Origin of the sequence: Streptomyces sp. R33 (assembly GCF_041200175.1) — a bacterium.
Classification (GTDB): domain Bacteria; phylum Actinomycetota; class Actinomycetes; order Streptomycetales; family Streptomycetaceae; genus Streptomyces; species Streptomyces katrae_B.
In genome coordinates, this window is the sequence record NZ_CP165727.1 from 4,394,019 (window position 1) to 4,413,344 (window position 19,326).

Here is a 19,326-nt window from a genome sequence, read left to right on the forward strand (position 1 = left end):
GAATGAAAATACACGGCCACCCGTCCTTGCCGAATCGATCTGACGGACAACCCGGCACCTGACACAGTGCCGTTCCGCTTGTTGCGGGGTTCTCGCGCGGTTACCAGCATCGGATGGTCCGGAGTCATCCGACGCGGCACATTCGGTTCGAATGGGCACCGTGGAGTCGGCGTGACTGACCGCCCGCCGATGACGATGGAGAACCCACGGCAATGGCCACCTCAGCCGCCCACCGCCCTTCGCCAGAGAACGACGCCGAAGCCGGATCCGTGCTCGCGCACACCAGCGCCGGCGTGATCGCCGGGGAGCGCTGCGGACGGCTGTCCGTCTTCCGCGGCATCCCGTACGCCGCGCCGCCGGTCGGCGGCCTGCGCTTCGCCTCGCCGCGGCCGGCCGTCCCTTGGAGCGGGGTGCGCGACGCCACGGCGTTCGCCCCCGAATCGCTCCAGCCGATCATCCCCGGCAGCGCCGAGGACTCCCTGTACGCCAACGTCTGGACGCCGGCCGCGCCCACCGCGCGGGCCGCGGGCGGCGCCACCGCCGAGGAGGACGCCGAGGGCGCCAGGCCCGTGCTCGTCTACATCCACGGCGGCGGCTGGATGGTCGGCGGCGGCAGCCTGCCCGTCTACGACGGGGCCCGCCTGGCCGACCGCGGCGACCTCGTCGTCGTCACCTTCAACTACCGCCTCGGCGCACTCGGCTTCGGCCTGCACGAGGAGTTCACCGACCCCGACACCGGCGACTTCGCCAACTGGGGCCTCCAGGACCAGGCGGCGCTGCTGCGCTGGGTCCACGAGAACGCGGCGGCCTTCGGCGGCGACCCCGGCAACATCACCGTCGCCGGCACCTCCGCCGGCGGGGCGAGCACCTGGCAGCTCGCGCTCCTGCCGGAGCTGCGCGGCATCGTCCGCCGCATCGTCCCGATCAGCGCCTGCCACGTGTGGGAGCCGTCCACCTCGCTGTCCCCGGCCGACTCCCGCCGGGCGTACGAGTCGGTGGCGCGCCGGCTCGGCACGACGGTGCCGGGCCTGCGGGAGGTCCCCGCGGCCGCCCTGATGGGCGCCTGGGAGGAGGTGTTCGGCGGGCTGCCCGGCGAGCGCGAGGTCGGCAGCGGCCGCGAGTTCCGCGGCCCGGTCGTCGACGGCCGCTGGATGAGCGCATTCGACTACGAACTGCCCACCCCCGAGGTGCCGGTCATGGCGGTCCACGCCCGGACCGAGGGCTCGTTCTACACCGGCCCCTGCCCGCCGCAGCCCACCCCCACCCCGCCGCCCACCGACGCGGCCGAGCTCCGCGAAGCCGTGCGCGGCGTCCTGGAGAAGGGGATGGACAAGGCCCCGTACGAGCTGGCCGACGCCTGCATAGCCGCCTACCGGGAGGCCGCCGAGGCCGACGGGCTCCCGCTGGACCCGCTGTCGCTGTGGACGGAGATCTGGGGCGACGCGCTGTTCCGCTACCAGATCATGCGGCTGTCCGAGCGGCACGCCCGGCACGGCCGCTCGCCGCAGTACGTCATGGAGTTCGCGTACCCCGTACGGCCGCCGCACCACGGCACCCCGCACGAGGCGACCTCGCCGTTCCTGTTCGGCACGTACGGCGACCCGGCGGCCATCTCCGCCACCTACCCGGTGCCGGAGAGCATGCCGCTGTTCCACGACGGGCCGCACGAACGCGCCGTCTCCGAGACCTTCATGGACCTGGTGGCCGCCTTCGCCCGTGACGGCGTGCCCACCGGCCCGAGCGGCCCCGCATGGCCGGTCTTCGATCCCGAGCACCCCAGCACGCTGGTCCTCGGCGGTGAGCAGGTCGCGGAGATCGCCACCACGTCGAAGCTTCGGCAGCTGCGGTTCTGGGACGAGTCCGGCTGGGTCCCGCGCACCTGACCTGCCCCGCGGCCGACCTGCCGGCTCCCGGCGGCGCGGCCCCCCGCCCCCAGAGACACGAATGAGGTTCTTGTCATGGCAACACTCGAAACACCCGCCGAGACCGCCGCACCGGCGCAGGCGCCGGAACCCACCTCCCTGAAGAGCTGGCTGGCCGTCGTCTCCGTCGCCGTCGGCATCTTCACCCTCGTCACCGCCGAGCAGCTGCCCATCGGCCTGCTCACCTCGGTCGGCGGCGCCCTGCACGTCTCCGAGGGCACGGCCGGCCTGATGGTGACCGTGCCCGGCCTGGTCGCCGCGCTGTCCGCGCCGCTGATCCCGGTGATCGTCGGTCGTATGGACCGCCGCTTCCTGCTCGTCGGCCTGATGACCGTGATGGCGGTCGCCAACCTGGTCACCGTCCTCGCGCCCAACTTCGGGATCCTGCTCGCCTCGCGCGTCCTGGTCGGCATCACCATCGGCGGCTTCTGGGCCGTCGCGGGCGGTCTCGCGTTCCGGCTGGTGCAGCCGGCGGCGATCCCCCGGGCCACCGCGCTCATCTTCGGCGGCGTCGCCGCCGCCAACGTGCTCGGCGTGCCGACCGGCACCCTGATCGGCGGACTGGCCGGCTGGCGCACCGCGTTCGCCACGCTCGGCGTCCTCGCCTTCGCGGTCCTCGTCGCCCTGCTGGTCCTGCTGCCCTCGCTGCCCGCCACCAAGCCCGTCAGCGTGGGCGAGCTGATCGGCCAGTTCGCCAACCGCGGCGTCCGCTCGGGCATCATCGCCACCGCCCTCATCGTCACCGGGCACCTCGCCGCGTACACGTACGTCAGCCCGATGCTCCAGCAGGTCTCCGGCATCGACGAGGACCTGATCAGCGTCCTGCTGCTGGGCTTCGGCGTCGCCGGCATCATCGGCAACTTCGTCGCCGGCGCGGCCGTCGCGAAGAACCTGGGCCGCACGATGGCCGTCATCATCGTCGCGCTGGCCGCCGCGATGCTGCTGTTCCCGCTGCTCGGCAAGAGCCAGGCCGGCGGCATCGCCCTGCTGGTCCTGTGGGGCCTGGCCTTCGGCGGGGTCTCCGTCAGCCTGCAGACCTGGATGCTCAAGTCCGCGCCCGACGCCATGGAGGCCGCCTCGGCCCTGTGGGTGTCGGTCTTCAACCTGGCCATCGCCCTCGGCGCGCTCGTCGGGGGTCTGATCGTCGACCAGGTAGAGCTGATCACCGTGGCCTGGCTGGGCGGCGTCGTGGTGCTGCTCACCGCGCTCACCCTCCCGAGCCTGCGCACCGCCGGCAAGGCCGCCGAGTGAGCACCCCGCCCGCGAAAGGAACCACCTCAGTGACCACCACCGCCGTGACCACCGACAACCTCGCCGCGCTCGCGTCCGAGCTGCGCGGGCCGCTGCTCCTGCCCGGCACCGACGCGTACCAGGAAGAGGCCCTCGGCTTCAACCGGATCCTGCCGGACGCCCGGCCCGCCGCAGTGGTCCTCGCCGACGGCACCGCCGACGTCCTCGCCTCGGTGCGCTTCGCCGCGCGCCACGGCATCGCGGTCGCGGTCCAGGCCACCGGGCACGGCGTCGCGCTGCCCGCCGACGGCGCCCTGCTGATCAACACCCGCAACCTGGACGGCGTACGGATCGACCCGCGCACCCGCACCGCCCGCATCGAGCCCGGCGTCCAGTGGAGCCGGGTCATCGAGGAGGCCGCCGCCTTCGGCCTGGCCCCGCTCAACGGCGCCTCCCCGGGCGTCGGCGTCGTCTCGTACACCCTGGGCGGCGGCCTCGGCCCGCTCGGCCGCTCGTACGGCTACTCCGCCGACCACGTGAAGAACATCGACCTGGTCACCGCGGACGGCGAGCTGCGGTTCGTGTCCCCCGAGGAGCACCCGGACCTGTTCTGGGCGCTGCGCGGCGGCAAGGGCAACTTCGGTGTGGTCACCTCCATCGAGATCGGCCTCTTCCCCGTCGCCCGGCTCTACGGCGGCGGCCTGTTCCTCCCCGGCGAGCACATCGACGAGATCCTGCGCACCTGGCGGGACTGGACGGGCACCGTCCCCGACGCGATGCAGTCCTCGATCGCCGTGATGCGCTTCCCCGACATCGACGTACTGCCCGAGCCGGTCCGCGGCCGCTTCCTCGCGCACATCCGGATCGCCTACAACGGGCCCGTCGCGGAGGGCGAGGAACTGGTGCGCCCGCTGCGGGAGATCGTGCCGGCCGTCCTCGACACCGTCGCGGACATGCCGTACACCCGGGTCGCCGAGATCAACATGGACCCGACCGTCCCGTTCGTCTACTACGAGCGCTCCACCCGGATCCGGGAGCTCGACGACGCGGCGATCGACACCCTGCTGCCGCTGATCAAGGAGGGGGTGGACGCGGTCCGCCCCGGCATCGAGCTCCGCCACCTGGGCGGCGCGCTGGGCCGGCAGCCCGAGCACCCCAACGCGCTGCCGCACCGCGAGACCGCGTACACGCTGTTCGCGGGCGCGCCGGTCTGGCCCGAACACATCCAGGACGTACGGGAGTTCCAGGAGCGGCTGATCGAGACGATGGAGCCCTGGCGCATCGGCGGCCCGTTCCTGAGCTTCATCAGCGCCCTGGAGAGCACCCCCGAGCACCTGCGCTCGGCGTACGACGAGGCGACGTACGCCCGGCTCGTCGCGGTCAAGGACGCGTACGACCCGCAGAACGTGTTCCGCGTGAACCACAACATCCCGCCGACCGGGTGGTCGCGATGACCGAGGAGAGGACGAAGACCATGCTGAGCGATGCGATGGTGGACGCGTACCTGGAGCGCATCGGCGCGCGCCGGCCGGAGAAGGCCGACATCCACGCGCTGCGGCACCTCCAGGAGCGCCACGTGCTGTCGGTGCCCTTCGAGAACATCGACTACCACGTCGAAGGCGCCGAGCTCAGCCTCGAGCGGGAGTTCCTGTACGAGAAGATCGTCACCCGTCGGCGCGGCGGCGGCTGCTACGAGCTCAACCCGGCCTTCGGGCACCTCCTGGAGGCGCTCGGCTTCTCCGTGGAGATCCTCTCCGGCCAGGTCTTCCTCGGCGGCGAGTTCGGCGCCCCGCTGTGCCACCTGGCGCTGCGCGTGAGCCTGGAGGACCGGGACTGGCTGATCGACGTGGGCTTCGGCAAGAACAGCCGGTTCCCGCTGGAGACCGGATCGGCGGAGGTCCAGAAGGACCCGCACGGCGATTACCAGGTGACCCGGCCCGAGGAGGGCTTCCTCCAGGTCCACTTGAACGGGGAGATCCAGTACCGGCTCGACGAGCGGCCGGTGCGGATCGAGGACTTCTACCCGACCCTGTGGTGGTACCGCACGGCGCCCGATTCGGTGTTCCTGCACAACCTCATCTGCTCGATCCAGAACGAGGCCGGCCGGGTCACCGTCAACGGCCGCGAGCTGACGCGTACGGACGAGAACGGCACCGTGACGGTGGAGCTGGCGGACGACGCCGCCCTGCGCGCCGCGTACGAGGAGGACTTCGGCCTGGTCATCGACCCGGCCGCCATGCCGAAGCAGCCGGACGTCGATCCGGCCGTGCGCATCGTCATGCAGATCGACTGAATTCCCCTTTCTCATTTACAGGCCCCTGCGCCGCGCGTTCTCGCGTGCGGTGCAGGGGTTTTCTGTCGACCTGACGAATCGACACCTGGTCCATACCTCTCGTGAATTCGGCGGGCCATCATGGGAATTGCAGGAATACTCATCCATTCCATGGGAGACAATCACATGCGCAAGAGCACCCGTATCAAGGTCGCCGTTTTCGCGGCCGTCGCCGCGCTCGCCACCGCGACGGCCGTCACGGGCTCCGCGAACGCCGCGGTCGAGGGCGGCAGCAGCTGCTACACCCTGCCGGGCAGCTGGAAGGTCGTCGACGACAACACCCACGAGACCTTCCTCGGCAGTTACTACGGCAGCGCCACGGCCACCTCCGGCGTCGTCAACTTCACCTCGCCGAACAACACCACGACCGCCTCGCACGGGGAGTGGCGCCAGACCGGCTGCGGCACCTACTCCGACACCGACGTCGCCTTCCTGATCGGCGCGGACGGCAAGGCCGCCTCCACGATCACTTTCAAGGCCAACATCTCGGTGACCGGCAAGAACACCGCGAACTTCGACTTCGCGTTCACCATCAACAACCTGGACGGCTCCTTCGTCACCAGCGGCGCCTCCACCGGCAAGGCCACCCGCATCGCCGTCCAGCCCCGCTGACCCCCGCACCTCCCCCGCACACCCCCGCACCGCGCTCCACCCCCTCGGCGCCCCCTCAGGCGTCCGCCGTACGGGCCCGGCTCCCCCCAGCCGGGCCCGTACGGCTTTGTCGCCCGGGCCTCGTCGCGTACGGCGCCCGGAGCCTGCCCGGGCAACGGAACGGGGCCCGTGGTGCGCACCGGCCGGGTGCGCGCCACGGGCCCCGCAGGGTCCGTACGGGGGCTCAGGCGGGCTCGGGGGCCGGCAGGGCGGCGACGACCACCGCGGCCTCCTCCTCGGTCAGCTCGATGCCGAACTGCTTGGCCAGCAGCTCGCGCACCTCCCCGTCCGTCACGTGCCGGACCTCGACCGTGCCGTCGGCCCGGGTCAGGGTGAGCTTGCGGTGGTTGAGGTTCAGCCGCCAGTCCTCCGCGATCCGCTCCAGGAAGACGCGGCCGGTGAACGGCGAGCTCGAGTGCGTGGAGATGAAGTAGTTCGCCACCACGCAGTCGATGTGGTGGTGCGCCTCGGTGGCGTACCAGTACAGGGGGAACCAGCCGTCGTCCCGCTTCAGCGAGAGCACCCACTCCTTGTCGGTGCCCTCCTCGCGGGCCAGCCGGTACACCCAGCCGCCCTGGTCGGAGACGATCCCGTCGGAGACCAGGATCGGCTCCAGCGGGCCCTCGTCGCCGAAGCCCACGTCGGCGAGGTACGTCTCCCCGCCCACGGCCACGCTCAGCATCAGGTGGGTCCGGGGCAGCGGCTTGGGCGCGTCCAGGAGCGGACGCGCGTACAGCCGCGTGACCTCGTACCCGAGCCGCTCCAGCAGCACCGCGAAGAGCATGTTGTGCTCGTAGCAGTACCCGCCGCGCCGGCTGCGCAGGAGCTTGGACTGCATGACCTCCACGTCGAGGTCGATGCCCCGCCCCAGCAGGATGTCGAGGTTCTCGAACGGGATGGTCAGGGCGTGCGCGCGGTGCAGCCGGCGCAGGGTCTGCGCATCCGGCTCCAGCGGGCCGCCGATGCCGAGGCGCTCGAGGTACGCCTCGACGTCGAGGAGTTCGCCCTGCCACTGGGCGGCGCTGCAGAACGGCCTCATGCTCAGCCCTTCTTCTCGCTGTCGAGCATGGCCATGCCCTCGGCGTCGAAGCGCGTGCCGGCGACCTCCTCGGCGGGGACGGCCCGCTCGATCTCGGCGACGTCCTCGGCGGTCAGCTCGAGGGAGAGCGCGCCGAGCGCCTCGGTGAGCTGGTCGCGGCGGCGGGAGCCGACGACGGGGACGATGTCGGCGCCCTGGGCCATGGCCCAGCCGATCGCCAGCTGCGAGGTGGTGACGCCCTTGGCCTCGGCCACCTTGCCCAGGGCGGCGACGAGCTGCAGGTTGCGGTCGAGGTTCTCGCCGCTGAAGCGCGGGAAGTTGCTGCGGCCGTCGTCGGAGGCCGCGGCGCGCTGGTGGTTCCAGCGGCCGGACAGCAGGCCGCGGGCGAGCACCCCGTACGCGGTGATCGCGGTGCCGAGCTCCCGGGCGGTCGGCAGGATCTCGTCCTCGATGGAGCGGGAGAGCAGCGAGTACTCGATCTGGAGGTCGGAGATGGGGTGCACGGCGGAGGCCCGGCGCAGGGTCTCCGCGCCGATCTCGGACAGGCCGATGTGCCGGACGTGGCCGGCCTCCACCATCTCCTTGATGGCGCCGATGGTCTCCTCGATCGGCACCGCCGGGTCGAGGCGCGCCGGGCGGTAGACGTCCACGTAGTCCGTGCCGAGCCGCTGCAGGGTCTGGGCGAGGGAGTTCTTCACGGCCTCGGGACGGCAGTCGACGCCGAGGATGCCGCCGGACGGGTCGCGCAGGACGCCGAACTTGACGCTGAGGGTGAGCTGCTCGCGGTCGTGGCTCTGCAGCACCTCGCGCAGGAGGAGCTCGTTGTGGCCGCTGCCGTAGAAGTCGCCGGTGTCGAGGAGGGTGATCCCGGCGTCGATGGCGGCGTGGGCGGTGGCGACTCCCTCGGCCCGGTCGGCAGGGCCGTAGAAGTCTGACATGGACATCAGGCCGAGGCCGAGAGCGGAAACCTCGGGACCGGCCGAACCAAGTGATCGCAGCTGAGTCATATACCCCAGCATTGAGCAGGGCGCCTTCGGCGCAAAAACCATTCCGGGCCGGTCTGTCAGGTCGCGAATGGCCGAATATCGACGGGGATTCGGCTTTGCGAGTTGCGATCATTGAATGCATGACAGAAACGATGCGAACGGTCCGCCAGGACGTCCTGGGCGGCACCGAAGTACTGAACCTGACGGATTCCCCGCTCCCCATTCCCGGCCCCGCAGGAATTCTGGTAAAGACCCACGCCGCCGGCGTCAATCCGATCGACTGGAAGATCCGCGCATTCGGATTGTGGATGACCCCGCCGTTCGGCGTCGGCTGGGACGTCTCCGGCACCGTCGTGGCCGTCGCGGCGGGCGAGAACCGGTTCAAGGTGGGCGACGAGGTCTTCGGCCTCCCCGCCTTCCCCGACGAGGCCGCCGGATACTCGGAGTACGTCGCCGCGCCCGCACGCCACTTCGCGCGCAAGCCGGGCAGCCTCGACCACGTCTCCTCGGCCGCCCTGCCGCTCGCCGGCTCGACTGCCTGGCAGGCCCTGGTCGACGGCGCGGACCTGCAGGCGGGCCAGCGGGTGCTGATCCACGCGGCGGCCGGCGGCGTCGGACACCTGGCCGTCCAGATCGCCAAGTCCCGTGGTGCGTACGTCATCGGCACGGCCAGCGCGGCCAAGCACGAGCTGCTGCGCGAGCTGGGCGCGGACGAGCTGATCGACTACACGGCACAGGACTTCACCGAGGCCGTCCAGGACGTGGACGTCGTACTGGACCTGGTGGGCGGCGAGTACGAGGACCGCTCCCTGCGCACCCTGCGCCCCGGCGGCCTCTACATCGGCGTGACGAACCCCCTCGGGATCGAGGAGATCACCGCGAAGGCGACCGCGGCGGGCGTCCGCGCCATCACGGTCAACGTGGCCCCCGACCACATGGTCCTGCAGGAACTGGCCACCCTCGTGGACACGGGCCGGCTGCGCCCCCTGATCGCGGAGACCTTCCCCCTCCAGGACGTGCGCAAGGCCCACGAGCTCGGCGAGTCCCGCCACACCACGGGCAAGATCGTCCTCAAGGTCTGACCCGGCCCGGACGGCGCCGCCGCACCGGCCGCCTTCGCGGGCGGTGCGGCGGCGAGGACGGTGGTGACGGCGCTCACGGCGCTCACGGCGCTCACGGCGAAGAAAAGATAGCGTCCGACCACTTAAAGTGATCATGCGGTGTAACTGACGATGGTCGGCATGACGGGATCTCCTCCTGCAGACTCCGGCGGCGCAGACGACGACACCAAGGCCCAACGGGCAGGCGTGCGGCAGAAGGCCAACGCTTCGGGCGACGCCCGCGTCTACCAGGCCGGCCGCGACCTGCGCATCTTCGACATCCGCATCCCGCGCAGCATCCGGAACACGTTCCTCGTTCTCGTGGTCCTGGCGCTGCTCGGCGGCGGCTCCTGGGCGGTGGTGCGCTGGGTGCTGCCGGCCTACGCGCCGACCTACAAGACGCAGTTCCTCATGGACACGACCGCCGTCGCGGATGCCGGAGACGCGGACGCCGTCGCCGCCTCCCTCAGGACCGTGGTGGGCAACGCGGGCGACTCCGACGCCCTGGCGCTGCGCCGGTTCGGCGGCGAGTGCGGTACGGACGGCAACACCGCCCGGCTGGTGGACTTCGGCACGGACAACCGGCAGGACATCGTCCGGGCCGCCCAACAGGCCCCGGCGGGCGGCCGGGCCACCCTGCTGCGGGGCATCGTCCAGGCCGTCGACGACTTCTCCGGCACGTTCGCGTTCGGCGCCGGTCAGCGCGCCAAGCAGGTGAACCGCATCGTCGTCGTGACGCGGCACGGCAAGGACGCGTGCGACGAGGACACCGACTTCGTACGGCGGGAGATCGCGGACCGGATCCGCGCGGCCGGTCTGAAGATCGAGTTCCGGCTGATCGGCTATCAGGTCCCCGAGAACCAGAGCGAGAGCCTGAAGTCGATCGCCACCGCCGGCTCCAACCCGGCCGAGCCCGTCTTCGCGAACACCCGGGCGGACCTCGACGCGGCCCTGGAATGGTCGACCAACACCGAGCCGGTCCTGCGCAACGCCACGAAGATCGTGGACGTCCTCAACCCGGCCGTGACCCGCATCAACACCGCCGCACGGGAGATCACCGACGGCCGGCTCGACGAGGCGGGGCAGAACCTCGACCGGGCCAGGGAACCGCACATCGGCACCGAGTTCGAAGACCTCGGCGGCCGGGCGAAGACCCCCGAAGGGCGCGACATCAACGACCGGGCGGCGAAGCTGCGCGAGCAGCAGAAGACCGTACTGGAGGCCGCCGACCGGCTGCTGGAGGCCGCACGCTCCAAAGCGCCGCTCGGCCCCCGCCACGAGGCCTTCGAGAGGGCCGCCACCGACTACAACACCCAGGTGGACGCGATGAACAAGGCACTCGCCGCCCTGCGCGCCAAGGCCCCGGCGGCCCGGTGACGGCCCCGGCGGCGGCGCGGCCGCGCAGACGCTGGTTAGGGGTCGCCCTGGCGGTGCTCACGGTGGCCGCGGTGGCCGTCGGGGCGGCCGTCGTGTACGTCGTACGGTCCACCCCGCAGTACCGCACCGCGTTCCTCCTCGACACCTCCGACCCCGGATCCCCGGCTGAGGGGCGGGACTTCGGCGCGCTCGCCGACGCCGTCGGCGCCGCGGTCCGAAACAGCGGGGACCGCGATGCGCTGTCCCTGCGCCGGTTCGGCGGCGCCTGCGGCGAACCGGACAACACCCGGGAGCTGGTGGGGAGCGGGACCGGCAACGCGCAGCGGATCAGCGCGGCGGCGCACGCGCTGACCCCGGGCGGCCGGGCGACGCTGAACAGCGGGCTCCTGGCCGCGATCGACGACTTCTCCGGACGCTACCCGCTGCGCGGCAGCAAGCGCAACCGCATCGTCGTCGTCACCACGCAGGGCACCGACGGCTGCGGCGGCGACCCGGCCGCGATGAACGAACAGGTCCGCGACCGGATGGACGCCCTCGGCCTGCAGCTGGAGTTCCGGTTCGTCGGCTACCGCGTGCCGGCCGCGGAGCAGGCGGTCCTGACCCGGCTCGCCTCGGCGGTCAAGGCCGCCGCACCGCAGTTCACGCAGGACTCCGCCGAGCTGAACGCGGTGCTCGAGAAACTCGTGGTCCCCTCGCTGCCCGAGGCGAAGCCGGTCGAGGTGCCTTCCCAGGAGGTCTCCGTCACCGCCTGCTCGCGGACCGGTACGCCCCTGGGAGTAACGCCCGCGCCCGCGCCGCCTTCGGTCCGCCTGCCGGGCCGGCTCACCGTGCCGGCAGGAGCCCAGGTGTACGCGGTGGATCCGAAGACCTACCTGATGGCGCCGGCGGGCAAGACGTGCACACTCGTCTTCTACGACTCCTCGGTGTACCGGCAGGTACACGTGGGTGAGCCCCCGCTCGACTTCGAGGGCTTCGGGGTGGGTCTGACGGAAGACGTGGTGACCGGGGTGGCCCTGGACTGCTCCGACTTCGGCAAGACCGCGCCCGAATTGCTGAAGTACCTGGACGGAGACCCGGACGCCACGGAGAACACGTGCAAGGCACAGGACACGGGAAGGACGGTGAACATCCCCACCGGCGTCCCGGGTCTCTACGTCGGAACCATCCGGGAGTCCGTGGCGCCCGACGTCAAGGGCCACCTTCGCCTCCTGAATTTCCGTGGCGAACGCCCTGTCACGAGTGGTCTCGTCTGCCTGCTCCCCAAGGAGCAGGCAGACATCTGCACCGCCTCCCTCGTCTACCACTTCCTCCAGCAGACGGCCGGGACGGACATCTCCACCGCCGACCGCGACCGCGTGGTCTCCGCCATCGAGGCCTACGTCAGGAGCCTGCCGTGAGCCGGTCGAAGTCGTACGCGCCGTGCAGCCAGGCCACCTTGTCGTACATGTCGTCGTCCGACAGCGAGGACAGCATCGCGTTGCGCTCCACCCGCGCCTCGCCCGCCGCGTGGTACAGCTGCCGCCCCATCTCCCGGGCCACCAGCTGCACCTGCGCGGTCCGCTCGCGCCGCGCCGCGTTGTACTTCTCCAGCCGCTGCTCGAAATCGGCCGGGCAGCCGTCCAGCAGCCCGCTCAGCAGCACCGCGTCCTCGATGGCCTGGCACGCGCCCTGCGCGGCGTACTGGAGCATCGGGTGCGCGGCGTCGCCCAGCAGCGCCACCCGGCCCTCGGTCCAGCGGTCGACCGGGTCGCGGTCGCACAGCACCCAGGACTTCCAGTCCCGGCCGAGCTCCAGCAGCCGCCGCGCGGCACCGGACAGTTCGGGGAAGGAGTTCACCACGTGGTCGTGCTCGGCCGGCAGGCCCGCCACGGCCTCCGTGGCGCCGTCGTCGCGGGTCGCGGCCAGGTTGAAGTGCTCGCCGCCCGCGATCGGGTAGTGGACGAAGTGCCACTTCGGGCCCGCCCACAGGGTGACGGTGTTCCACCGCAGCTCCTCGGGCACCTCCTCCATCGGGATCACCGAGCGGTAGATGGTGTGCCCGGAGACCCGCGGGGACCCGTCGCCGACCATCTGCTGCCGGATCGCGGAGTGCAGTCCGTCCGCGCCGATCAGCGCGTCCCCGGTGATGCGCCGGCCGTCGGCGAGGACGGCGGAGACCGCACCCGCCTTCTGCTCGTACGCGACGACGTGGTGGCGTCCCAGCAGCTCGATGCCGGGGTGGCGGCGGGCGGCCTCGAGCAGCGGCAGGTACAGGTCGACGCGGTGGACGACGGCGTACGGGTTGCCGAACCGGCCCCGGTACTTCTCCTTCACCGGCATCGCGGCGACCTTCTCGCCGGTCGTGCCGTCCATGAAGCGCAGCTCGTCGATGAACACGGCGCGGTCGCGGACCTCCTGGCCCACGCCCAGCAGGTCGAGCGCGTGGAAGGCGTTCGGGCCGAGCTGGATGCCTGCGCCGACCTCCGTGAAGACGTCCCTGCGCTCCAGGACGGTGACCTGGTGTCCCCGCTTCGCGAGTCCGAGCGCCGCGGCGAGGCCACCGATGCCACCGCCGGCGATGAGTATGTCGGCCATGGGGGTTCTCACATCCCTTTCGTTGTCAGTGACTTTGGGTGCCCGAGCGGTGGGCCGGGAAGAGCCGTCCCAGTTCGGCGTGGAAGCCGGGGAAGGTCTTGCCGACACAGGACGGGTCGTCGAGCGTGATGCCGGGAACGCGCAGGCCCAGTACCGAGAACGCCATGGCGATCCGGTGGTCCCGGCGGCAGGCGATCCGGGCGGCCGTGGGGCGGCCCGGGTGGACGGTGAGCCGGTCCGGTCCTGACTCGGTGCGGATCCCGAGGGCCCGCAGGTTCTCCTCGACCGCGGCGATCCGGTCGGACTCCTTGAGCCGTGCGTGGCCGATGCCGTGGACGGTGATCGGCGCGTCGGCGAGCGGGGCCACCGCCGCCAGTGTCATGAAGGTGTCGGAGATGTCGCCCATGTCGACGGCGAAGCCGCCGCGCAGCCGCCCGGTGCCGGTGACGGTGGTCGCCCCGTCGGCGATCTCCACCCGGGCGCCCGCCCGGCGCAGCACCTCCACGAAGCCGAGGTCGCCCTGGACGCTGCCGAGGCCGAGGCCGGGCACGGTGACGGTGGTCCCGGTGACGGCGGCCGCCGCGAAGAAGTACGAGGCGGTGGAGGCGTCGGGTTCGATGTCGAGCTCGGCGGCCCGGTAGCCGCCGGGCAGCACCTGGATCGCGCCGCCCGCGAACTCGTCGACGTACGCCCCGAAGTGGCGCATCAGCTCCTGGGTCATCGTGATGTACGGGCGGCTGACCAGCCCCTCGCCCCGTACGGTCAGCGGCCGGCGCATCAGCGGTCCCGCCATCAGCAGGCCGGTGAGGTACTGACTGCTGAGCGAGGCGTCCACGGTCAGGTCACCGCCGGTCAGGCCCCGGGCGGCGACGGTCAGCGGCAGTCCGCCGACGGGCTCGGTGACCCGGGCGTCCGCGCCGAGCCGGCCCAGCGCCTCGGCGAGGGGCCGCAGCGGCCGGGCGCGCAGCTGGCCGGTGCCGTCGAAGGTGAACGTGCCGGCGCCGGTCGCCGCGAACGGCGGCAGGAACCGGGCCGCGGTGCCGGCGTCCTCGCACCACACCGCGCCGCCGCCGGCCGGGGCGCGCCCGCTGCCGGTGACCTTCCAGCCGTCGTCGCCCTCCACGACGGGGACGCCGAGGCCGGCCAGGGCCTCCCGGAAGGCCACCGTGTCCGCGCTGACCAGGGGGGCCCGCAGCAGCGAGACCCCGTCGGCGGCGGCGGCCAGCAGCAGCGCCCGGTTGGTGATGCTCTTGGAGCCCGGGATACGGGCGGTCAGCACGGCCGTGTTCACGCGCCCTCCCGCTGTCCGGCGCGGGCCAGCCCGGCCCGGGCGGTGGCGGCCACCCGGGCGGCGCTGAAGCCGTGCTGCTGGTGGAGGGCGGTGTACGCGCCGCGCGCGCCGCACTGGTCGAGCCGGACCGGGATGCCGGCCTCGCCGAGCAGTTCGTAGCAGCCGAGCGCGGAGCCGGCCGCCACGGACACCCGGGCCCGGGCGCCGGCCGGCGGCTGGGGGCAGGGCACCGTCACCACGCGGGCGGCGATGCCCTCGCGGTGCAGGATGGCGCGGGCGTCGAGGGCGATGCGCATCTCGCTGCCGGTGGCGATGAGCACCACGTCGGGCGCGGCGCCCTCGGCGTCGACCCGGACCTGGACCTCGGCCTCGGCCTCGGCCACGACGCTGTCCCGCTTGGACCAGCCCGGCTCGCCCGGACCGCCGTAGGGGCGGGGGAACCTCTGCATGCGACGGGCCACCGCTCTACTCGCTCGTCTTGCGGTCGAGCACGAGGTCGTGCCCGACGATGTACGCGGCCGCGTCGGAGCAGAGCCAGACCACGGTGTCGGCGATCTCCTCGACGCTGGCCCCCCGGCCGAGCGGGCAGGGGCTGATGGCGTTGATGCGGATCGACTGGGCGACGTACTCGCGGGCCGCGGTCCGGGTCAGGGCGCTGACGGCGGCCGTGGACGCGGCGTACGCGCCGAGGCCGGGGAGCATGCCCTGCGCTCCGATGTTGCTGGCCGTGTTGACGATGACCCCGCCGCCGGCGGACCCCATGTGGGCGATCTCGTGCTTCATGGACAGCCAGACGCCGGTGAGGTTGGCCGTCAGGGTGTGGGCCCAGACCGTCTCGTCGATGTCCGCGACGGACTGGTGCGGGCCCAGTTCGGTGGTGTTGTTGAAGGCCACGTCCAGGGCGCCGTGCCGGCGCACGGTCTCGGCGACGACGTACGCGGCGCCGGCGTCCGCGCCGGCCGTCGTGTCCGACACGTCGGCGACCACGCTGTCGGCCTGCCCGCCCGCGTCGCGGATCAGCTTGACCGTTCCTTCGAGCGTCTCCGGGTGGCGGCCCGAGACCACCACCAGTGCGCCGAGCCGGGCGAAGGCAACCGCCGCTGCCCGGCCGATGCCTTCGCCTCCTCCGGTGACGAGGACGACCTGGCCGTCGAACCGTTCAGACATCAGCGTTCTCCTGATTCTCCGCTTCGGATTTAACGGGAAGGCGCTCTGCGGAACGCCACCGACCAACCGTCACCCTGCAAGAAAAAACAGCCGGTGAGGCAGTGGACTTCTCTCATTCCGTCAGGTCCTGGGGGCAGGTGACGTAATACCCCGCCCGGCTTTGACACCACTGTTCGCCCGACCGATGCTGCACGCCGACTGGCCTCTGGAAAGGAGAGATCAATGCTGACGCTTTCGTGGACCCGTCCGGTCGTCGGCGCAGCTCAGGAGGGGTGTCCAGCTCCTACGCGGGAGTCTCTCTGGCAGGCGCTGCTACACAAGGCGGAGTTCCCCACCGGCTATGTTCCGGCCATTACGGATTGCCGGATCAACGAACGGTACGCCGATGGATTTCTCCGGGAAATCCGGCGCGGCGGGCTGACGTTCCTGCAACGCGTCACTCCCCAGGAGAGCGCCGGTCGCATTACCTACCGGCATCTGGACGACACCGACATCGCCGAGATCCGCAATGAGATCGGAGAGGACGAGGACGGCCGGCTCACGCTCACCCTCAGCATCACCCTGACCGACCGCCCGGCGGCCGCGATCCTCGCGCAGAACACCTACCTGCGGGACCTGGACTGCGATTTCCACGGCACGCTGGACGCCATGACGGAGGTCCTGCGGCAGGTGATGGCCACAGGGGCGGACCAGCGGGCGTGACACCCACGCGTACGGCCCCTCACGCCCCCGGGGGGGGCCGTGAGGGGCCGTACGCGCTCTCGTGCCTCACACCTTCCCGGGCAGCGTGTGGACGCCCTCGACCGTCGCCTCCACGTCGAACACCGTGTACTGCACCGGCGCCCGCCCGATCAGCTCGGCCGCCCGCGGGGCCAGCGGCTGCGCCGCCGCCTCCGCGGACTCCCACAGCAGCACCGCGCCCCAGCGCTCCGTCGCCGGGTCCGCGATCCAGAACTTCAGCCGCAGCCCCTCGACCGCCGCGAAACGGTCGACCGCCTCATCGCGCAGGTACGCCCTCAGCGACTCGATGCTGTGCCCCGAGCCCTTCAGGTCCCACCAGGCCACCGTCGCCTTCGCGCTCATACGGACTGCTCCTGGAGCAGTCCGGACAGGGCCTCGCTGACGATGCGGATGCCGTCCTCCGTGAGCACCGACTCGGCGTGGAACTGCATCGAGCGGAAGCCGGGCCCGCGCAGCGCGTGCACCTCCCTGGTCCCCGGCTCCCGGCACACCTCGACCGTGCCGATCCCGGGCACCTCGACGGTGTCCGAGGCGCTCTGCGCGGCGAAGGTGTTGTAGAAGCCGACCCGCTCGCGCCGCCCGAACAGCTCGATCTCCCGCTGCACGCCCTGGTTGGGCTGCTCCCGGCGCTTCAGCGCGAAGCCGAGCTTCGTGCTGAGCACCTGGTGGCTGAGGCAGACCGCGAGGAACGGCCGCCCCTCCGTGAGGAGGGTGTCCACCGCGGACCGCAGGTGCGCGATCTTGGGGTCGTCCACGTCCCGCGGGTCGCCCGGCCCCGGCCCCATCACGACCAGGTCGTACGGGGCGAAGCTGTACGGCTCGTCGAACCGTCGGACCGTGACGTCGGCCTCCATGGCCCGCAGCTGGTGCTCGATCATCGCGGTGAAGGTGTCCTCCGCGTCGACCACCAGCACCTTGCGGCCCATGAGCAGCGGTACCGGCCGGGCCCGGGAGGCGTCGTCGTCCAGCCAGAACCCGGCGATCGTCGCGTTGCGCCGGCTCAGGGCCGCCCGTACGTCCGGGTGGTCGCCGAAGCGGCGCGGCCCCGACGGCTCGAACATCGCGAGCAGGCCGGCCGCCTTCGCGCGGGTCTCGGCGACCTCGGACAGCGGATCCGAGTGGCGCACGAGGGTGGCGCCGACGCCGATGCGCATCCGGCCGGCGCCGTCGATGTCGGCAGTGCGGATCAGGATCGCCGAGTCCAGCGTCCGCTCGCTGTTCTCGTCCTGGCCCATCAGGGCCAGGACACCGCTGTAGTAGCCGCGGCCCTGGGGCTCGTACTTCTTGATGACCCGGCCCGCGCTCTCCAGCGGGGACCCGGTGACCGTCGGTGCGAACAGGGTCTCGTGCAGGATCTCGCGGGGGTCGCGGGAGGTGCGGCCCTCGATGAAGTACTCGGTGTGGGCGAGGCGGGCCATCTCCTTGAGGTACGGCCCGACGACCCGGCCGCCGGACGCGCAGATCCGGGCCATCATCTTGAGTTCCTCGTCGACGACCATGTAGAGCTCGTCGGCCTCCTTGCGGTCGGCGAGGAAGTCCATGACGCCGGGCAGTTCGGGCCCCGAGGCGGGGAACCGGTACGTGCCGCTGATCGGGTTCATCACGGCCCGGCCGCCGGAGAGGCTGATGTGCCGCTCCGGCGAGGCACCGATGAGGGTGCGCTCGCCCGTGTGCACGATGAACGTCCAGTACGCGCCGGTCTCCCGCTCCAGCAGCCGGCGGAAGAAGCGCAGCGCAGCGCCGACGGAGTACTCGCTGATGTCGGCCACGAAGGACCGCTTCATCACGAAGTTGGCGCCGGCGCCGGTGCCGATCTCGTCCGCGATGACGCGGCGAACCGTTTCCGCGTACGTGTCGTCGTCGATGTCGAAGTCGCCGCCCGTCGCGAGGTGGACGGGGGCGTCGGGGATCCCCGCCAGGACGGCGGCGAGCGGCACCTGCGCCTGTTCCTCGATCACCATGGCGAGCAGCGGGGTGCCGTCGTCGGGCGCCTCGAAGCCGCGCTCGGCGAGCTGCCGGTAGGGGATCAGGGTGAGCACGTCCTGGCGGGCGCCGGCGCCCGCCTCGACGTCCCGGAGCGGGACGTCGGCGAGCGTGGCCGCCTCGGCGAACTCGCCCAGGAAGAGGTCGAGGTGCCCGGTGACGGTGGTCTCCGGACGGTGGATCAGCGCGAAGGCCGGCGGCCGGCCCGTCAGGATCCGGCCCAGCAGGTCTCCGGTCATGCGGATTCCCCTCCCGCTCCCGCATGGGCGGCCACCCGGTCCGGGAGGGCCGTCAGGAGCTCCTTGGTGGTGGTCAGGCGGGCGCAGCGGCCGGCGGCGTACTCGAGCGCCATCCGGTGCTCCTCCCAGCTGAAGTCGGCGACGGCGTCGGCGACCAGGAAGGGCTGTATGTCGTTGGTGAACGCGTCGACCGCGGTCACCAGGACGCCCACGTGCGCGTACACACCGCAGAGGATCAGCTGGTCGCGGCCCTGTGCGCGCATCCGCTCCAGCAGGTCGGTCTTGAAGAAGGCGCTGTAGCGCCACTTGGTGAGCATCCAGTCGCCGGCGGCGGGCGCCACCGGGTCCACGACCTGGCGGTGCTCCGGGCTGGGCTGCATGCCCGGGCCCCAGAAGTCCCCGAGCAGCCCGCGCTCCTCGGGGGTCATGCCGCCCGGTTGCGCGGTGTACGCGACCGGGATGCCGAGCTCGGCGGCGCGCACGCGCAGCGCGCCGGCGTTGCGGGACAGGTCCACGACGGGCTGCTCGCCCTCGGGGAAGGGGGCCAGGAAGTACTTCTGCAGATCGTGCACCAGCAGGACGGCGCGGTCCGGATCGATCTCCCAGTCGACGCCGGAGGCGGGCAGGTCGGCCGCCGACGGCATCGGATAGGGGTTGATCGCAGGTATGCCTGCCATGCGCTTCTCCCTCTCGT

18 protein-coding genes are annotated in these 19,326 nt (G+C 71.9%); 9 read left to right on the plus strand and 9 right to left on the minus strand.

From position 1 onward, the window contains the following. Positions 1-212: 212 nt before the first annotated feature. From AB5J51_RS20060 to AB5J51_RS20080, 5 genes are all read left to right on the plus strand, one after another. The gene (locus AB5J51_RS20060; protein WP_369778221.1) at positions 213-1,883 is read left to right on the plus strand and encodes a carboxylesterase family protein; all 1,671 of its coding nucleotides are present in this window, start codon (positions 213-215) and stop codon (positions 1,881-1,883) included. A gap of 75 nt (positions 1,884-1,958) precedes the next feature. Continuing rightward, positions 1,959-3,173: an MFS transporter gene (locus tag AB5J51_RS20065; protein WP_136226016.1), complete on the plus strand. Its 1,215-nt coding sequence runs from the start codon at positions 1,959-1,961 to the stop codon at positions 3,171-3,173. A gap of 29 nt (positions 3,174-3,202) precedes the next feature. Then, positions 3,203-4,606, plus strand: coding sequence for an FAD-binding oxidoreductase (locus AB5J51_RS20070; protein ID WP_369778222.1), 1,404 nt, complete (start codon positions 3,203-3,205; stop codon positions 4,604-4,606). Next, complete coding sequence (locus AB5J51_RS20075) at positions 4,603-5,445, plus strand: arylamine N-acetyltransferase (RefSeq protein WP_369778223.1); 843 nt, start codon at positions 4,603-4,605, stop codon at positions 5,443-5,445. The genes AB5J51_RS20070 and AB5J51_RS20075 overlap by 4 nt, the downstream gene beginning before the upstream one ends. Before the next feature lie 165 nt (positions 5,446-5,610). After that, positions 5,611-6,096, plus strand: a complete 486-nt coding sequence (locus AB5J51_RS20080) for a hypothetical protein (protein WP_053787091.1) — start codon at positions 5,611-5,613, stop codon at positions 6,094-6,096. A 223-nt stretch (positions 6,097-6,319) separates the two neighbouring features. Here the strand turns inward: AB5J51_RS20080 and AB5J51_RS20085 are convergent, their stop codons facing one another. After that, entirely contained in the window at positions 6,320-7,174 is an 855-nt protein-coding gene (locus AB5J51_RS20085; protein WP_136226018.1) for an arylamine N-acetyltransferase, read from the minus strand. Positions 7,175-7,176: 2 nt separating this feature from the next. Continuing rightward, complete coding sequence (locus AB5J51_RS20090; protein WP_053787089.1) at positions 7,177-8,181, minus strand: aldo/keto reductase; 1,005 nt, start codon at positions 8,179-8,181, stop codon at positions 7,177-7,179. 119 nt (positions 8,182-8,300) lie between these two features. Between AB5J51_RS20090 and AB5J51_RS20095 the strand changes: the two genes are divergently transcribed. The 3 genes from AB5J51_RS20095 (at position 8,301) to AB5J51_RS20105 (ending at position 12,034) form a co-directional block, all read left to right on the plus strand. Next, positions 8,301-9,242, plus strand: a complete 942-nt coding sequence (locus AB5J51_RS20095) for an NADP-dependent oxidoreductase (RefSeq protein ID WP_369778224.1) — start codon at positions 8,301-8,303, stop codon at positions 9,240-9,242. Between the two features lie 159 nt (positions 9,243-9,401). Further along, positions 9,402-10,637, plus strand: coding sequence for a VWA domain-containing protein (locus AB5J51_RS20100; RefSeq protein WP_136226019.1), 1,236 nt, complete (start codon positions 9,402-9,404; stop codon positions 10,635-10,637). Between the two features lie 53 nt (positions 10,638-10,690). Further along, positions 10,691-12,034 (plus strand): hypothetical protein, encoded by a 1,344-nt coding sequence (locus AB5J51_RS20105; protein ID WP_369778225.1) that lies wholly within the window; start codon positions 10,691-10,693, stop codon positions 12,032-12,034. On the opposite strand, the gene AB5J51_RS20110 is transcribed toward AB5J51_RS20105, so the two are convergent. The 4 genes from AB5J51_RS20110 to AB5J51_RS20125 are packed head-to-tail and all read right to left on the minus strand — an operon-like array spanning position 12,018 to position 15,669. Further along, positions 12,018-13,211 carry a 3-hydroxybenzoate 6-monooxygenase gene (locus AB5J51_RS20110; protein ID WP_136226021.1) on the minus strand — a complete coding sequence of 398 codons (1,194 nt, stop codon included), beginning with the start codon at positions 13,209-13,211 and terminating at the stop codon, positions 12,018-12,020. The genes AB5J51_RS20105 and AB5J51_RS20110 overlap by 17 nt on opposite strands. A 25-nt stretch (positions 13,212-13,236) precedes the next feature. Further along, positions 13,237-14,502: a 3-phosphoshikimate 1-carboxyvinyltransferase gene (gene aroA, locus AB5J51_RS20115; RefSeq protein ID WP_243878945.1), complete on the minus strand. Its 1,266-nt coding sequence runs from the start codon at positions 14,500-14,502 to the stop codon at positions 13,237-13,239. Next, positions 14,499-14,951 carry a transketolase C-terminal domain-containing protein gene (locus AB5J51_RS20120; RefSeq protein ID WP_053787084.1) on the minus strand — a complete coding sequence of 151 codons (453 nt, stop codon included), beginning with the start codon at positions 14,949-14,951 and terminating at the stop codon, positions 14,499-14,501. The genes aroA and AB5J51_RS20120 overlap by 4 nt, the downstream gene beginning before the upstream one ends. A gap of 16 nt (positions 14,952-14,967) precedes the next feature. Beyond that, a complete protein-coding gene (locus tag AB5J51_RS20125; protein WP_053787083.1) occupies positions 14,968-15,669 on the minus strand; it encodes an SDR family oxidoreductase in 702 nt (233 codons plus the stop codon). A 222-nt stretch (positions 15,670-15,891) separates the two neighbouring features. Between AB5J51_RS20125 and AB5J51_RS20130 the strand changes: the two genes are divergently transcribed. After that, positions 15,892-16,371 carry an AtaL-like protein gene (locus AB5J51_RS20130; protein WP_053787082.1) on the plus strand — a complete coding sequence of 160 codons (480 nt, stop codon included), beginning with the start codon at positions 15,892-15,894 and terminating at the stop codon, positions 16,369-16,371. Positions 16,372-16,437: 66 nt separating this feature from the next. Here the strand turns inward: AB5J51_RS20130 and AB5J51_RS20135 are convergent, their stop codons facing one another. The 3 genes from AB5J51_RS20135 to AB5J51_RS20145 are packed head-to-tail and all read right to left on the minus strand — an operon-like array spanning position 16,438 to position 19,309. Next, positions 16,438-16,752 carry a hypothetical protein gene (locus AB5J51_RS20135; RefSeq protein WP_053787081.1) on the minus strand — a complete coding sequence of 105 codons (315 nt, stop codon included), beginning with the start codon at positions 16,750-16,752 and terminating at the stop codon, positions 16,438-16,440. Next, a complete protein-coding gene (locus AB5J51_RS20140; protein WP_136226025.1) occupies positions 16,749-18,632 on the minus strand; it encodes an anthranilate synthase family protein in 1,884 nt (627 codons plus the stop codon). Before AB5J51_RS20140 ends, AB5J51_RS20135 begins: the two co-directional genes overlap by 4 nt. Further along, positions 18,629-19,309 (minus strand): isochorismatase family protein, encoded by a 681-nt coding sequence (locus AB5J51_RS20145; RefSeq protein ID WP_053787079.1) that lies wholly within the window; start codon positions 19,307-19,309, stop codon positions 18,629-18,631. The genes AB5J51_RS20140 and AB5J51_RS20145 overlap by 4 nt, the downstream gene beginning before the upstream one ends. Between the last annotated feature and the right edge of the window lie 17 nt (positions 19,310-19,326).

Bases quoted from the DNA above. Each gene is read 5' to 3' on its own strand.
- AB5J51_RS20060 (WP_369778221.1), top strand. From the start codon at position 213: ATGGCCACCTCAGCCGCCCACCGCCCTTCGCCAGAGAACGACGCCGAA.
- AB5J51_RS20065 (WP_136226016.1), top strand. From the start codon at position 1,959: ATGGCAACACTCGAAACACCCGCCGAGACCGCCGCACCGGCGCAGGCG.
- AB5J51_RS20075 (WP_369778223.1), top strand. From the start codon at position 4,603: ATGACCGAGGAGAGGACGAAGACCATGCTGAGCGATGCGATGGTGGAC.
- AB5J51_RS20080 (WP_053787091.1), top strand. From the start codon at position 5,611: ATGCGCAAGAGCACCCGTATCAAGGTCGCCGTTTTCGCGGCCGTCGCC.
- AB5J51_RS20085 (WP_136226018.1), bottom strand. From the start codon at position 7,174: ATGAGGCCGTTCTGCAGCGCCGCCCAGTGGCAGGGCGAACTCCTCGAC.
- AB5J51_RS20090 (WP_053787089.1), bottom strand. From the start codon at position 8,181: ATGACTCAGCTGCGATCACTTGGTTCGGCCGGTCCCGAGGTTTCCGCT.
- AB5J51_RS20095 (WP_369778224.1), top strand. From the start codon at position 8,301: ATGACAGAAACGATGCGAACGGTCCGCCAGGACGTCCTGGGCGGCACC.
- AB5J51_RS20100 (WP_136226019.1), top strand. From the start codon at position 9,402: ATGACGGGATCTCCTCCTGCAGACTCCGGCGGCGCAGACGACGACACC.
- AB5J51_RS20110 (WP_136226021.1), bottom strand. From the start codon at position 13,211: ATGGCCGACATACTCATCGCCGGCGGTGGCATCGGTGGCCTCGCCGCG.
- AB5J51_RS20120 (WP_053787084.1), bottom strand. From the start codon at position 14,951: ATGCAGAGGTTCCCCCGCCCCTACGGCGGTCCGGGCGAGCCGGGCTGG.
- AB5J51_RS20125 (WP_053787083.1), bottom strand. From the start codon at position 15,669: ATGTCTGAACGGTTCGACGGCCAGGTCGTCCTCGTCACCGGAGGAGGC.
- AB5J51_RS20130 (WP_053787082.1), top strand. From the start codon at position 15,892: ATGCTGACGCTTTCGTGGACCCGTCCGGTCGTCGGCGCAGCTCAGGAG.
- AB5J51_RS20135 (WP_053787081.1), bottom strand. From the start codon at position 16,752: ATGAGCGCGAAGGCGACGGTGGCCTGGTGGGACCTGAAGGGCTCGGGG.
- AB5J51_RS20140 (WP_136226025.1), bottom strand. From the start codon at position 18,632: ATGACCGGAGACCTGCTGGGCCGGATCCTGACGGGCCGGCCGCCGGCC.
- AB5J51_RS20145 (WP_053787079.1), bottom strand. From the start codon at position 19,309: ATGGCAGGCATACCTGCGATCAACCCCTATCCGATGCCGTCGGCGGCC.